General features: G+C 62.1%; 12 protein-coding genes and 1 pseudogene. 7 read left to right on the forward strand and 6 right to left on the reverse strand.

Annotation, left to right across the window (positions count from 1 at the left end):
• Positions 1-9: 9 nt before the first annotated feature.
• Positions 10-1,185, reverse strand: coding sequence for an acyl-CoA dehydrogenase (locus tag FHS49_RS12500; protein ID WP_184019017.1), 1,176 nt, complete (start codon positions 1,183-1,185; stop codon positions 10-12).
• Positions 1,186-1,324: 139 nt separating this feature from the next.
• On the opposite strand from FHS49_RS12500, the gene FHS49_RS12505 reads away from it, so the two are divergent.
• Complete coding sequence (locus FHS49_RS12505) at positions 1,325-2,521, forward strand: acetyl-CoA C-acyltransferase (RefSeq protein WP_184019019.1); 1,197 nt, start codon at positions 1,325-1,327, stop codon at positions 2,519-2,521.
• A gap of 43 nt (positions 2,522-2,564) precedes the next feature.
• Here FHS49_RS12505 and FHS49_RS12510 read toward each other — a convergent pair whose 3' ends face one another.
• Positions 2,565-3,569 (reverse strand): fumarylacetoacetate hydrolase family protein, encoded by a 1,005-nt coding sequence (locus FHS49_RS12510; RefSeq protein WP_184019021.1) that lies wholly within the window; start codon positions 3,567-3,569, stop codon positions 2,565-2,567.
• Positions 3,570-3,755: 186 nt separating this feature from the next.
• On the opposite strand from FHS49_RS12510, the gene FHS49_RS12515 reads away from it, so the two are divergent.
• The 4 genes from FHS49_RS12515 (at position 3,756) to FHS49_RS12530 (ending at position 8,029) form a co-directional block, all read left to right on the forward strand.
• Positions 3,756-4,910 carry an acyl-CoA dehydrogenase family protein gene (locus FHS49_RS12515; RefSeq protein WP_184019023.1) on the forward strand — a complete coding sequence of 385 codons (1,155 nt, stop codon included), beginning with the start codon at positions 3,756-3,758 and terminating at the stop codon, positions 4,908-4,910.
• An 80-nt stretch (positions 4,911-4,990) separates the two neighbouring features.
• Entirely contained in the window at positions 4,991-5,920 is a 930-nt protein-coding gene (locus FHS49_RS12520; protein ID WP_184019025.1) for a DUF808 domain-containing protein, read from the forward strand.
• A 36-nt stretch (positions 5,921-5,956) separates the two neighbouring features.
• Positions 5,957-7,132: a GAF domain-containing sensor histidine kinase gene (locus FHS49_RS12525; protein WP_184019027.1), complete on the forward strand. Its 1,176-nt coding sequence runs from the start codon at positions 5,957-5,959 to the stop codon at positions 7,130-7,132.
• Between the two features lie 69 nt (positions 7,133-7,201).
• Positions 7,202-8,029 carry an alpha/beta fold hydrolase gene (locus FHS49_RS12530; protein WP_184019029.1) on the forward strand — a complete coding sequence of 276 codons (828 nt, stop codon included), beginning with the start codon at positions 7,202-7,204 and terminating at the stop codon, positions 8,027-8,029.
• Between the two features lie 50 nt (positions 8,030-8,079).
• Here FHS49_RS12530 and FHS49_RS12535 read toward each other — a convergent pair whose 3' ends face one another.
• Positions 8,080-8,745, reverse strand: coding sequence for a nitroreductase (locus FHS49_RS12535; RefSeq protein ID WP_184019031.1), 666 nt, complete (start codon positions 8,743-8,745; stop codon positions 8,080-8,082).
• A 97-nt stretch (positions 8,746-8,842) separates the two neighbouring features.
• Here FHS49_RS12535 and FHS49_RS12540 point away from each other — a divergent pair, with 97 nt between their 5' ends.
• Positions 8,843-9,628: an SDR family NAD(P)-dependent oxidoreductase gene (locus tag FHS49_RS12540; protein WP_184019033.1), complete on the forward strand. Its 786-nt coding sequence runs from the start codon at positions 8,843-8,845 to the stop codon at positions 9,626-9,628.
• 336 nt (positions 9,629-9,964) lie between these two features.
• Here the strand turns inward: FHS49_RS12540 and FHS49_RS12545 are convergent.
• From FHS49_RS12545 to FHS49_RS12555, 3 genes and pseudogenes are all read right to left on the reverse strand, one after another.
• Positions 9,965-10,266 (reverse strand): annotated as a pseudogene (locus tag FHS49_RS12545) (GIY-YIG nuclease family protein).
• Between the two features lie 328 nt (positions 10,267-10,594).
• Entirely contained in the window at positions 10,595-11,017 is a 423-nt protein-coding gene (locus FHS49_RS12550; RefSeq protein ID WP_343052977.1) for an enoyl-CoA hydratase-related protein, read from the reverse strand.
• A 390-nt stretch (positions 11,018-11,407) separates the two neighbouring features.
• Positions 11,408-12,727, reverse strand: coding sequence for a hemolysin family protein (locus FHS49_RS12555; protein WP_184019035.1), 1,320 nt, complete (start codon positions 12,725-12,727; stop codon positions 11,408-11,410).
• A gap of 155 nt (positions 12,728-12,882) precedes the next feature.
• Between FHS49_RS12555 and FHS49_RS12560 the strand changes: the two genes are divergently transcribed.
• Positions 12,883-13,563: a YiaD family glycine zipper/OmpA-like lipoprotein gene (locus FHS49_RS12560; RefSeq protein WP_184019037.1), complete on the forward strand. Its 681-nt coding sequence runs from the start codon at positions 12,883-12,885 to the stop codon at positions 13,561-13,563.
• Positions 13,564-13,594: the final 31 nt, after the last annotated feature.

The following is a 13,594-nucleotide window of genomic DNA, read 5'->3' on the forward strand; positions in this document are numbered from 1 at the left end:
CGTAACGCATCAACTGAAGGCCTGTATCCCTGTGATGGCGCGGCCGAGGATGAGGGCGTGGATATCGTGGGTGCCTTCATAGGTGTTGACGGTCTCGAGATTGACGAGATGACGGATCACATGGAATTCGTCGGCGATGCCGTTGCCGCCGTGCATGTCGCGTGCGACGCGGGCGATGTCGAGCGCCTTGCCGCAATTGTTGCGCTTGATCAGGCTCACCATTTCGGGTGCCCATGTCCCGGCGTCGATATTGCGGCCGACCGCGAGCGCGGCCTGAAGACCCAGCGCGATCTCGGTCTGCATGTTGGCGAACTTCAATTGCGGGATCTGGTTGGCGGCGAGCGGCCGGCCGAACTGCTGGCGATCGAGCTGATATTGCCGTGCGCGCGCGAAGCAATCCTCGGCCGCGCCCATCGCGCCCCAGGCGATGCCGTAGCGCGCCTTGTTGAGGCAGCCGAACGGGCCGCCCAGGCCTTTGGCATTGGGCAGCAGGTTTGATTCGGGCACGAACACATCGTCCATCACGATCTCGCCGGTGATCGACGCCCGGAGCGACATCTTGCCCTCGATCTTGGGAAAGCTCAGCCCCTCCATCCCGCGCTCCAGGATGAAGCCGCGGATCACGCCGTCGAGCTTGGCCCAGACCACCGCGATATCCGCGATCGGGCTGTTGGTGATCCACATCTTCGATCCCGACAGGCGATAGCCGCCATCGGCCACGATCGCCCGGGTCTTCATCCCCGCAGGATCGGACCCGGCATCGGGTTCGGTGAGGCCAAAGCAGCCCACAATCTCGCCCGAGGCCAGACGCGGCAGGTAATTCTGGCGCTGTTCCTCCGAACCATAAGCATGGATCGGGTGCATCACGAGCGATGATTGCACGCTCATCGCCGAGCGATAGCCCGAATCCACCCGCTCCACCGCGCGCGCCACCAGGCCGTAAGCCACATGGCTGACCCCCGCACAGCCATAGCCCTCGATCGTCGCGCCCAGCAGACCCAATGCCCCCAGTTCACTCATGATCTCGCGATCGAACCGCTCCTCGCGCGTCGCGCTGATCACCCGCGGCAGCAATTTCTCCTGCGCATAGGCCTCCGCCGTATCGCGCACCATCCGCTCATCCGCGCTCAACTGCGCATCCAGCAAAAACGGATCGTCCCAATGAAAAGGCGTGAACGCGGCCATGATCGATTTCTCCAGTCGGCGAATATTTTATTGTCCCGCTATGCCGCAGCAAAACCCCCGCGCCAAGGGCCGCAGCTATGGTGAAACGCAGCGCAGATCGCTAAGAACGCCCGCAAATCAAGCACAGACGGAAAATTCCATGCGCGAAGCCGCGATCGTTTCCACTGCCCGCACCGGCATCGGCAAAGCCTATCGCGGCGCGTTTAACGCTACGGAAGCGCCTGCCCTTTCCGCGCATGTGGCGAAGGCCGCCATCGCGCGCGCAGGGATTGATCCGGCGCGAATCGAGGATGTCATCCTGGGCTGCGGCAATCAATGGGGGACGCACGCCGCAAATATCGGTCGCATGACCGTGCTAGCCGCCGGATTGCCGCATTCCATTGCGGGCATGGCGCTCGATCGCAAATGCTCGTCCGGCCTGAACGCGATCGCGCAGGCCGCGCGGGCGATCATCGCCGGGGATAATGACGTGATGCTGGCGGGTGGCGTCGAATCCATCTCGCTTACCATCAACAAGGATATGCCGCGTTTTGCGAACACATCCGTCACCGCGCAGGAGCCGAGCGCCTATATCCAGATGATCGAAACCGCAGAGATCGTCGCCGAACGCTATGGCATCACCCGCGAGGCGCAGGACCGTTTTTCGGCCCTCAGCCAGCAGCGCGCCGCCGCCGCGCAGGCTGCGGCCCGGTTCGATGAAGAGATCGTGCCGATCACGGTGGAGAAGCAGCTTTACGAAAAGGACGGCACGAAAGCGGGTGTGGAAACGGTGACGCTCGATCGCGACGAGGGCGTCCGCGCCGGCACCACTTATGAGGCATTGGCCGGCCTGAAACCCGTCTGGAAGGATGGAGAGTTCGTGAAGGAAGGCCAGTTCGTCACCGCGGGCAACGCCAGCCAGCTTTCGGACGGTGCCTCTGCACAGGTGCTCATGGAGCGAAGCCTGGCCGAAAAGGAAGGCCTGCCGATCCTGGGCCTCTATCGCGGCTTTCAGGTGGCGGGATGCCGCCCGGACGAAATGGGAATCGGTCCGGTCTTCGCCGTGCCCAGGCTGCTGGAACGTGCGGGCCTCAGCGTGGACGATATCGGTCTCTGGGAATTGAACGAGGCCTTCGCCAGCCAGGCACTTTATTGCCGGGACACGCTGAAGATCGATCCCGAAAAGATCAATGTGGATGGCGGCGCGATCGCGATCGGCCATCCCTTCGGCATGACCGGATCACGCCTCGCCGGCCACGCCCTGATCGAAGGCAAGCGCCGCGGCGTGAAATATGTCGTCGTGTCGATGTGCATCGCCGGCGGCATGGGCGCGGCGGGATTGTTCGAAATCGTCTGATTTAGTCCCCCTCCACGTCTTCGTGGAGGGGATCCGATTAGTGCTATCCGCCCACCGCCTGTTCGATCACGCCGAACAGCGGATGATGATGTTCGTCTTCCATCCAGATCCGCACAATATCGCCCGTTTTGAGAAAAGGCGTCACGGGCTTGCCGCCCTGGATCGTCTCCACCGTGCGTAATTCCGCGATGCAGCTATAGCCGAGGCCACCCTGCGCGACGGGCTTGCCGGGGCCGCCATCGGCATCGCGATTGGAAACCGTGCCCGATCCGATGATCGTCCCCGCGCCGAGCGCACGAGTCTTGGCAGCGTGCGCGACCAGAGTGCCGAAATCGAAGGTCATGTCCACGCCTGCATCCGCACGACCGAACGGCTCGCCATTGAGGTCGACCATCAGCGCGCCGTGCAATTTGCCATCCTTCCACCGATCACCCAGCGCCTCGGGTGTCACGAACACCGGTGACATCGCACTGGCGGGCTTTGACTGGAAGAAGCCGAACCCCTTGGCGAGTTCGCCTGGGATCAGATTGCGCAGCGATACATCATTGGTGAGGCCGACCAACCGGATCGCAGCCAGCGCCTCATCCCGACTGGCACCCTGCGGCACATCGCCGGTGACGACCACCACCTCGGCCTCCATATCACAACCCCAGGCCGCGTCCGCCAGCGGAATGGCATCGCGCGGCCCCAGAAACCCATCCGATCCGCCCTGATACATCAGCGGATCATGCCAGAAACTTTCCGGCATCTCGGCCGCGCGCGCCTGCCGCACCAAGGCGACATGGTTCACATAAGCCGAGCCATCCGCCCATTGATAGGCGCGCGGCAGCGGCGATGCCGCCTCGCGTTCATGAAAGCGCTCCTTGGGAATCGCATCATGCTCCAGATCGGTGGCAAGATTGCGCAGATCGAGCGACAGATGATCCCAATCGTCCAGCGCGGCCTGAAGCGTGGGCGCGATATGGGCGGCATCGGCATAATAAGCGAGATCGTTGGACACCACGACGAGTTTCCCGTCACGACCTGATTTGAGGCTGGCCAGTTTCATACGCATTCCCTCCAGAAGCCCGGTTGCTTCGTTTGATACGATTCGCAATCCGGTAACAATTGATACTAACCATGTCCACCTTGCCGTTACGGCATTGACGATAACGGAAAGCGACTTGACCTTAACGTGAGGACGGTATTCCCTACACGGCATAACAGACCATTTTTTCCGGAGAGGGAATAGCCCATGTCACTCGATAACCTCGCGCGCACCGCATATAATGAAGATCATGAGGCTTTTCGCCAGACGGTCCGTCAATTCATGCAAAAGGAAGTCGCGCCCAATGCGGCAAGATGGGACGAAGACGGAGTCGTGCCCAAGGCGCTCTGGCCCAAGGCCGGCGCACTCGGCCTCCTCTGCCCCACCGTACCGGAAGAATATGGCGGCCTCGGTCTGGATTTCGGCTATAATGCGGTTGTTGACGAGGAAGCGGCCTATCATGGCGGCGTGACGCTGGGCTTCTCGCTCCATTCGGATATCGTCGCGGGCTACATCACCGCCTACGGATCGGAAGAGCAAAAGCAGCAATGGCTCCCGAAGCTCGTTTCCGGCGAGGCCATCACCGCGATCGCCATGACCGAGCCTGGCACGGGATCCGATCTTCAGGGGATGCGCACGACCGCGAAAAAGGATGGCAATCATTATGTCATCAACGGATCGAAAACCTACATCACGAACGGCCAGAATGCCGATCTGATCCTGGTCTGCGTCAAGACCGATACGGAAATCGAACCCGCATGGAAGGGCGTCTCGGTCATCCTTGTCGAGGCGGATCGCCAGGGATTCAAGCGCGGGCGCAATCTGGACAAGATCGGAATGGACGCGGCCGACACATCCGAACTGTTCTTCGAAGACGTCCGCGTGCCGATGACCAATTGCCTCGGCGAAGAGGGACAGGGCTTCATCTATCTGATGAGCGAATTGCCGCAGGAACGGCTTTCGATCGCCGTCTCGGCGCAGGCTGCGGCGCAAAAGGCCTTTGACGACACGGTGACCTTCACCAAGGAGCGCAAGGCTTTCGGCAAGCCGGTGTTCGATTTCCAGAATACCCGTTTCGTGCTGGCAGACCTCAAGTCAAAGCTCCAGGTGGGCTGGGCGCATCTGGATTGGGCGCTCAATCGCCACGCGACGAAAGCGCTGACCGCCGAGGAGGGGGCCGCCGCCAAGCTGTGGCACACCGATCTGCAATGGGAAGTGATGGACAAATGCCTCCAACTCCATGGCGGCGCGGGCTATATGAACGAATATCCGATCGCTCGCGCCTGGCGCGCCGCGCGCGTGACGCGGATCTTCGGCGGCACGAACGAGATCATGAAGGAGTTGATCGGCCGCAAGTTATAGAAGGGCGTCGAAATTCCATTGCAAGCGTTTGCGTCTCCTCTACCAAGACGCCTGACCACACGATGGAGTGAAACGAACCCATGCCCTCTGGATTGGCAGCCCTGCTCGACGATGTGGCGGGCATCGCGAAACTCGCGGCGTCTTCGCTGGATGATGTATCGGCGGCAGCCGGCAAGGCAGGGACCAAGGCGGCCGGGGTCGTGATCGATGACGCTGCGGTGACCCCGCGCTACGTGGTGGGCTTCACGCCCCAACGCGAACTGCCGATTATCGGCAAGATCGCCATGGGGTCGCTCAAGAACAAGCTGGTCTTGCTGCTGCCCGCCGCCATCGCCCTCAGCGCGCTCGCGCCCTGGGCGATCACCCCCATTCTCATGGTGGGCGGTGCCTATCTCTGTTTCGAGGGCGCGGAAAAGCTGATCGAATCCTTCAGCCCGCATGAAGAGACTGCGGACGCTGAAGACGAAGTGACCGACGATCCCGCGCATCTGGAGGCGCAGAAGGTCAGCGGCGCGATCCGCACCGATCTGATCCTGTCTGGCGAGATCATGGCGATCGCGCTCAACGATGTGGCGGATAAATCCTTGTGGGAGCAGGCGATCGTTCTCGCCGTGGTCGGCATATTGGTGACGATCGGCGTCTATGGCGTGGTCGCGCTGATCGTGAAGATGGACGACATCGGCCTCCATCTGGCGGAAAAATCGAGTGCGGCGGCGCGGGCGATCGGACGCGGGCTGGTGAAGGCGATGCCCTATCTGCTCTCCGCCCTTTCCGTGATCGGCACGGCGGCGATGATCTGGGTTGGCGGCGGCATCATCGTCCATGGGATCGAACATTATGGCATGACCACCCTCCCGCATTTCATCCATCACAGCGCGGAGACCGCTGCGCACGCGTCTCCCGTAGCGCAGGGTCTGGTGGAATGGGCGGTCAACGCCATCGGTTCGGGCCTGTTGGGCGTGATCATCGGGGCGGCTATCACTTTCGTCGTTCACAAGATAAAGCATTGAACACGCACAAAAAGTGCGTCCGAGGCGCTTGAATTCATGAATGACACGATCAACAGCGATGTAGAAGCGATCGGCCGGATCGACGCGATTCCGGCGATCCTGGATGTCGCCTGTCGCGTCACCGGGCTGCGCTTCGCCGCCGTCGCCCGGGTGACCGAAAGCCGGTGGATCTGCTGCGCGGTGCGCGACGATATCGCACTGGGGCTGGTGCCCGGCGGCGAGCTTGAGATCGCAACCACCATCTGCGACGAAATCCGCGCTGGCGGGCAAGCGGTGATCATCGATCATGTCGCGGAGGACGTCGCCTGGAGCGGACATCACACGCCCAAGCTTTATGGCTTTCAAAGCTATATTTCCATGCCGATCATCCTGCGCGACGGCAGCTTCTTCGGCACATTGTGCGCGCTCGATCCCGAGCCGGCCACGCTGTCCACGCCGGACATCATCTCCACCTTCAAGCTGTTTGCAGAGCTGATCGCGCTGCATCTGGAAAGCCAGTCGCGGCTGGCGCTGAGCGAGGCCGCGCTGCTCGATGCGCAGGAGACGGCCGAGCTGCGCGAACAGTTCATCGCGGTGCTGGGCCATGATCTGCGCAATCCGGTTGCGGCGATCGAAGCGGGCGCGGCCATGCTGGCCAAAGCGCCGCCCGACGAGAAATCGGCGCGGATCATTGCCATGGTGGAGGATAGCTGCAAGCGGATGACCGGCCTGATCGGCGATGTGCTCGATTTCGCACGGGGCCGGCTGGGCAGCGGATTGACGCTGGTCCGCCAGATCGACGGCGGGCTGCGGGCGGCGCTGGATCAGGTGGTGGTGGAAACGCGCGCAGCCTATCCGGGCCGCCAGATCGCGCGGCGTTTCGATCTTCAGGAGCAGGTCGATTGCGATACGCAGCGCATCGCGCAATTGCTGGCGAATTTGCTGACCAACGCGCTGACCCATGGCGACAAGGACAGTGTGGTGCGGGCTTCGGCGGAAAGCCGCGGCGGTATTTTCACGCTCTCCGTCGTCAATCATGGCCAGCCCATCCCGTCGGACAAGCGCGCGCGCCTGTTCCAACCCTTCACCCGCATGGACGAGGGCCGTCCGCAGGGGCTTGGCCTTGGCCTCTATATCGTGTCCGCCATCGCCAAGGCCCATGGCGGCACGGTTGATGTCACCTCGACGGCGGCCGAAACCGTGTTCACTCTCACGATGCCGAATCGGGGCTAGTTTCGGGCTGACAGCCCTGCCTTTTCGGATCGGCCTATCAGATATCCCCTCGACGAAAGGACCCCGGTCATGAGCACGATCACCACCCAGGACGGCACCGAAATCTTCTACAAGGATTGGGGCGGCAAGGATGCCCAGCCCATCGTCTTCTCCCATGGCTGGCCGCTTTCGGCAGACGCCTGGGATCCGCAGATGGTGTTCTTCGCCGATCAGGGCTTTCGGACCATCGCGCATGACCGTCGCAGCCACGGGCGCTCGGCGCAGGTGTGGAATAACAACACCATGGATCAATATGGCGACGATCTGGGTGAGTTGCTCGATCAGCTCGATCTGAAGGATGCCATCCTGATCGGCCATTCCACCGGCGGCGGCGAAGTGACCCGCTTCCTCGGCCGCCACGGCACGAGCCGGATCGCCAAGGTGGTGCTGGTCGGCGCGGTCCCCCCGCTGATGCTCAAGACCCAAGCCAATCCCGGCGGGCTGCCGATGGATGTGTTCGATGGCATCCGCAAGGGCACCTATGACAATCGCAGCCAGTTTTTTTACGATCTGACGACCCCCTTCTATGGCTATAATCGCGACGGCGCGGTCATTTCCGAAGGCGTGCGTCAGGAATTCTGGCGTGAGGGGATGCAGGGCGGCCTGAAAGGCCAGCTCGATTCGATCAAGGCGTTCTCCGAAAGCGATTTCACCGAGGATCTGAAAAAGATCGATGTGCCCACGCTGATCATCCATGGCGACGATGACCAGATCGTGCCGATCGGTGCCTCCGCGCTGCTGTCATCCAAATTGGTCAAGGGCTCGATCCTCAAAATCTATGAGGGCAGCGCGCACGGGCTCGCCCAGATCGAGGCCGACCGCTTCAATGCCGACGTGCTGGGCTTCATCAAAGGCTGAATCAACGCTCCCTCTCCCAACCCTCTCCCCTGAAGGGGAGAGGGCTTTTCTCATTCGTGAAACTGCGCCCATTGCTCCAGGGGTGCACGGTCGGTCCGCAACTGGTTGGCTGGTTCGGCCGCATCCTCAAACCCGATCGCCATCCCGCAAAACAGCATTCGTTCCGCTGGCGTCCCGAGAAACCCCCTCACCGTCTCGGGATACATCGCCCAGCATTCCTGCGGGCAGGTCGCCAGCCCCGCATCCACTGCGAGCAGCATGAAACTCTGCAGGAACATGCCGAGATCGGACCATTGCGGCGGCCCCATCTGGCGATCGACGGTGCAGAAGAGCGCGGCGGGCGCGCCGAAGAACTGGAAATTGCGCGCGAACCACGCCCGCCGCGCCGCCTTGTCCTCCCGCGGGATGCCGATATGCGCATACATCGCCTCGCCCACGGCAAAGCGCCGATCGCGATAGGGGGCGGTCAATTTGGGCGGATAGATGTCATAGGCCGGTGTTTCACTGACGCCCGCCGCCAGCTTGTCCATCATCAGCGCCTTCAGCCGCGCCATGGCTTCGCCCGTCACCACATCCACATGCCAAGGCTGGAGATTGCCCCCGCTCGGCGCGCGCGCCGCCTCTGCCAGCAGATCACCGATCTGTCCGGGATCGACGGGTGTCGCGCGAAAGCCGCGAACCGACCGGCGGGCAAGCATGGCTTCACTCACATTCATACGCTCTCTCCCGGCCATTCTTCCCCTTGACGTAAACGGCAATCATGGCATTGGATAGGGCATAATCAGAAACCGCGCCCATCAAGGAGAGGCCATCATGAAGCTCGATTCCACCGTTTCCGCCGTCGTCACCGGCGGCGCCTCGGGCCTTGGCGCGGCGACCGTGCGTGCGCTCGCGGCCAAGGGCGTGAAGGTCGCCATCTTCGATCTGCAGACGGAGAAAGGCGAAGCGCTGGCAGCCGAGATCGGCGGCGTCTTTTGCGAGGTGAACGTCACATCGGACGAGAGCGTGGACGCCGGTTTGGAAAAAGCCCGCGCCGCGCACGGTCAGGAGCGCGTGCTCGTCAATTGCGCCGGCACGGGCAATGCGATCAAGACCGCCAGCCGCTCGCGCGAGGATGGGGCGATCAAGCATTTCCCGCTCGATGCGTTCAACTGGGTGATCCAGATCAATCTGGTCGGCACCTTCCGCTGCATCGCCAAATCGGCGGCGGGGATGCTGACGCTCGATCCGGCAGACGAGTTCGGCGAGCGCGGCGCGATCGTGAACACCGCGAGCGTGGCGGCGGAAGACGGTCAGGTGGGCCAGGCGGCTTATGCCGCATCCAAGGGCGGCGTGGTCGGCATGACCCTGCCGATCGCGCGCGATCTGATGAACGAGGGCATCCGGGTGAACACCATCCTGCCGGGCATTTTCGATACCCCGCTGATGAAGGGCGCACCGGATAACGTGAAGGATGCACTCGCAGCCTCGGTGCCCTTCCCCAAGCGCTTCGGCCAGCCCGTCGAATATGCCGCGCTGGCGCTGACGATGATCGAAACGAGCTATTTCAATGGCGAGGATGTACGGCTGGACGGCGGAATCCGGATGGCGCCGCGGTAATGTGGGTATCGTGCGCGGTGTGGGAACGACGGATTTAGGGGGAAAAGTGTCCACTTTTTGTGGCCCAAGATCCCAGTGTCTTTGACGCGCTCGCGATGCGTCGAAGCGTGTTGTTTTGTCGTTGAAGTGATGATTGTTTGGAGATGGCTGTGCGGAGGCAGAAAGCCCGTGCCGCGCTGGTAGCCGAAGCGGATGATGCGAGAAGCATATTTGGAGGCTATCACAGGCAGCGGGCTGTAGGACAGGGTGGGAATAAAAAGCGGCAGGCCAGCTAACGACCACTTGCGGACATGGCTTCATCGTCATCCCGGACTTGATCCGGGATCCCGCTCTTTTTCAGGCAAGCGTTTCGAACATATCGTGCCATTGGGCATTGCTCTGCTCGATCAGGGCAAACTTCCATTCCCGTCGCCAGCGCTTGATGCGCTTTTCATGGGGGCGATGCACTGAAGGATATCATCGCCGCGCTCCGCCCACACAAGTCGGGTTAGCCTATATCGCGTGCAGAAATCCGATCCCTCATTACGCCGATGCTGATAAATGCGGGCTGCAAGATGCGTCGTGACACCGACATACATCGTGCCGCGATAACGATCGGCCATAATGTAGACCCAACCGCCTTTCCTTTCACTTCCCATACGCAAAACTTGAAGAAAAGCGGGACCCCGGGTCAAGCCCGGGGTGACGAGGAAGGTGAGCGTGATACCAAAACCCGACAGTCCGCTTCCCACCATTTTCCGTCATTCCCGCGAACGCGGGAATCCCGCTTCTTTCTCCGCGGCTTCGCGTCTCCGCGCGAACCTCTTAATGTTCACGCGGAGACGCAGAGAAGCAAAGAGGAAGGAGAGAAGAACGAAGGAAGAAGCAGAAGCGGGATTCCCGCTTTCGTGGGAATGACGGGTTTGGTGTGTCTCCAAATTGCCTTTCAATCCACGAACCCCGGCGCCCTTTTCTCCATATTCGCCATCACGCTTCGATCTGGTTGGGTGTGCGGAGCACCGCTTTCTGCGCCGCGCTTTCGGCCAGCAGCGCCGTCGCCGCATCCTGATCCGCTGCGTCATTATACAGCCGCTTGGCACCGCGGATCGCTTGCGGGTTCTTGCTGGCGATCTCGCGTGCGAGGGCCAGTGCCTCGGCATGAGGATCGTCGGCCAGCCGGGTCACGAAGCCCAGATGCAGCGCCTCCGCCCCGGTAAATTCCCTGTTGGTATAAGTCAGTTCGCGCAGCACATCATCGCGCACCAGGGTCCGCCACAAAGCCACGCCGCCCATATCGGGCACCAGCCCCCATTTCATCTCCATGATCGACAGGCGCGTGGCGGGATGGGCGATGCGGATGTCCGCGCCGGACATGATCTGGAAGCCGCCACCGAAAGCGAGGCCGTGCACCGCGCGCGATCACCGGCACGGGCAAGGTGCGCCAGCCCCAGGCGACATGCTTGCCATATCCCGTCCGGCGGAGAAACGCGGCCCTCGCCCCACAGCACCGCGGCGCGCAGGCCGGGATTTTCGTTCATATGGCCCACGGGTTGCGTGCCGGGCTTTATCGAGGATTTGTCAGGCGGGAGGTCTCCGCATCCCGACTCAAGAGACGCAGAAGCGAACTCCCGCAGAGCTTTGGCGACAACATGCCAAAATCCGATGAGTAAGGGCCTTCGGGATGGCTCGAAGGACTGATTGTAGCACCGCGCACCGCGCACCGCGCATTGCTTGAGACGGATCACCGCCACGCTCGTCTTTATCTTGCAAGAGAATCGGCACAAACTCGACAAGCAGGCCTCAGGCCCCCGCCTTTTTCGGTGCCTCGCTCACCAGCAATTTATCGATCTTGCGCCCGTCCATATCCATGATCTCGAAACGCCAGCCCTTATAGGTGAAGCGCTCGCCCACGGTGGGCAGATGGCGGACCACCGCCAGCGTGAGGCCGGCCACGGTCGCATAATCCCGGTCTTCGGGCAGGTCGATGCAGAGCTTGTCCGCCAGCGCGTCCGCGGCCATCGAGCCGGAAACGAGGAAAGAACCATCCTCGCGCTCCACCAGCGCGGGATCGGTGCCCAGATCGGCGTCGGAGGCGAACTCGCCCGCGATCGCGATCAGCAGATCGGCCGGGGTGACCAGTCCTTCGAAATGGCCATATTCATCGTGCACCAGCGCCATCGGGACATCCGCCATGCGCAGCGCATCCAGCGCATCCATCGCATCGATATGATCGGGCAGCACGGGTGCCTTGCGCATCAGCGCGCGCAGATCGAGCGGCTCGCCACGGATCATGGCGGAGACGATGTCACGCGCCTGCATCACGCCGATGATCTCATCCACCGACGCCTCGGCCACGGGAAAGCGGGTATGCGGGGTTTCGAGCAGGAAGGCGCGCACCGCATCCGCGTCGCTATCGGCGTCGATCCAGTCCACATCGGTGCGCGGAGTCATGATCTCGCGCACAGGGCGATCCGCCAGCCGCACCACGCCAGAGATGATCGCGCGCTCGCTTTCCTCGATCACGCCGGATTTGCTCGCCTCGGCCACGATCAGGTGCAATTCTTCCGCCGTCACATGATTTTCGGATTCGCGGTTCATCCGCAGCAGATGAAAGATCAGCGCGCTCGATTTATCGAGCAGCCAGACCAGCGGCATGGTGATCTTCGAAAGCCACAGCATCGGCGTGGCCATGATCGCCGCGATCGGCTCGGGCGACCGCAATGCGAATTGCTTGGGAACGAGTTCGCCCACGATGAGCGAGGCATAAGTGGTGATTACGATGACGACGGCAAAGCCCACTTCGTCAGCGCTCGCCGCCGGCACGCCCAGCATTTCCAGGCGCGCGCCCACAGGCCCGCCGAGACTCGATCCGGAATAGGCACCCGCCATGATGCCGATCAGCGTGATGCCGATCTGCACGGTGGAAAGGAAGCGGCCGGGATCCTCCGCCAGCGTCAGCGCGCGCCGCGCGCCATAGCGCCCGGCCTTTTCCATCGCCTGCAGCCGTGGTTTGCGGGCGGAGACGATGGCGAGTTCGGACATGGCGAACACGCCGTTGAGCGCGATCAGCGCCAGGATGATCGCGACGTCAGACCAGGGAAAGGGAGGGAGCGGTGCCATGGGTGCAAACCCCCTATAGCGGCGATTCTTGCAATGCCACAACAACCGCCTCATCAAAGGTTCAGTGCGGAGGCGGAACAATGCGTTTCGGTGGTGGTTTTACTGCCGGAGTTCCCGTCGTATCCGCCGGGAGAGGACCAATAAAGGGAAGCAATATGCGTATTTCATCGAAATTCGGCGCGGCGGCGATGATCGCCATTCTTACCACCACAGCGGCGTGCACCACGGATCCGAACACGGGCAAGAAGACCATTTCCAAGGCGGCAATCGGCGGCATCGGCGGCGCATTGGGCGGCTATCTCCTGGGTGATCTCGTCGGCGGCAAGCGCGACCGGACCGAGAAGATCGTGGGTGCCGGCATCGGTGCGCTGGCGGGTGCAGGCGTCGGCTATTACATGGATGAGCAGGAAAAGAAGCTGCGCGAGCAGACCGCGGGCACCGATGTGGAGGTGATCCGCCAAGGTGACGAACTATTGCTCAACATGCCATCAGGCGTGACGTTCGATACCAACAGTTATTCAGTGAAGCCCGAATTCCGCAGCACGCTGGATCAGGTGGCGAGCACGCTGAACCAGTATAACAAGACCTATATCGACGTTTACGGTCACACTGATTCCACCGGCAGCGATGCCATTAACAATCCGCTTTCGCAGAACCGCGCACGCGCGGTTGCTAATTATCTGGAAACCCGCGGCGTAACCGCGGCGCGCGTCGGCACCCAGGGCTTTGGCTCCACCCGTCCGGTGGCCACCAACAGCACCAATGAGGGTCGCCAGGCCAATCGTCGCGTGGAAATCAAGATCGTCCCGCTGACCGAGAATGACGTGCGCGGCTGATGAAATCGTCGCCCCTCCGCCGGCCCGTGCC

The sequence above is a fragment of the Sphingobium boeckii genome, from assembly GCF_014199215.1.
GTDB lineage: Bacteria > Pseudomonadota > Alphaproteobacteria > Sphingomonadales > Sphingomonadaceae > Sphingobium_A > Sphingobium_A boeckii.

What these genes read in the sequence shown, in the direction of transcription:
- FHS49_RS12510 (WP_184019021.1), bottom strand. Translation starts at nt 3,569, where the DNA reads ATGAAACTGGCCAGCCTCAAATCAGGTCGTGACGGGAAACTCGTCGTG.
- FHS49_RS12500 (WP_184019017.1), bottom strand. Translation starts at nt 1,185, where the DNA reads ATGGCCGCGTTCACGCCTTTTCATTGGGACGATCCGTTTTTGCTGGAT.
- FHS49_RS12560 (WP_184019037.1), top strand. Translation starts at nt 12,883, where the DNA reads ATGCGTATTTCATCGAAATTCGGCGCGGCGGCGATGATCGCCATTCTT.
- FHS49_RS12520 (WP_184019025.1), top strand. Translation starts at nt 4,991, where the DNA reads ATGCCCTCTGGATTGGCAGCCCTGCTCGACGATGTGGCGGGCATCGCG.
- FHS49_RS12515 (WP_184019023.1), top strand. Translation starts at nt 3,756, where the DNA reads ATGTCACTCGATAACCTCGCGCGCACCGCATATAATGAAGATCATGAG.
- FHS49_RS12530 (WP_184019029.1), top strand. Translation starts at nt 7,202, where the DNA reads ATGAGCACGATCACCACCCAGGACGGCACCGAAATCTTCTACAAGGAT.
- FHS49_RS12535 (WP_184019031.1), bottom strand. Translation starts at nt 8,745, where the DNA reads ATGAATGTGAGTGAAGCCATGCTTGCCCGCCGGTCGGTTCGCGGCTTT.
- FHS49_RS12555 (WP_184019035.1), bottom strand. Translation starts at nt 12,727, where the DNA reads ATGGCACCGCTCCCTCCCTTTCCCTGGTCTGACGTCGCGATCATCCTG.
- FHS49_RS12505 (WP_184019019.1), top strand. Translation starts at nt 1,325, where the DNA reads ATGCGCGAAGCCGCGATCGTTTCCACTGCCCGCACCGGCATCGGCAAA.
- FHS49_RS12540 (WP_184019033.1), top strand. Translation starts at nt 8,843, where the DNA reads ATGAAGCTCGATTCCACCGTTTCCGCCGTCGTCACCGGCGGCGCCTCG.
- FHS49_RS12525 (WP_184019027.1), top strand. Translation starts at nt 5,957, where the DNA reads ATGAATGACACGATCAACAGCGATGTAGAAGCGATCGGCCGGATCGAC.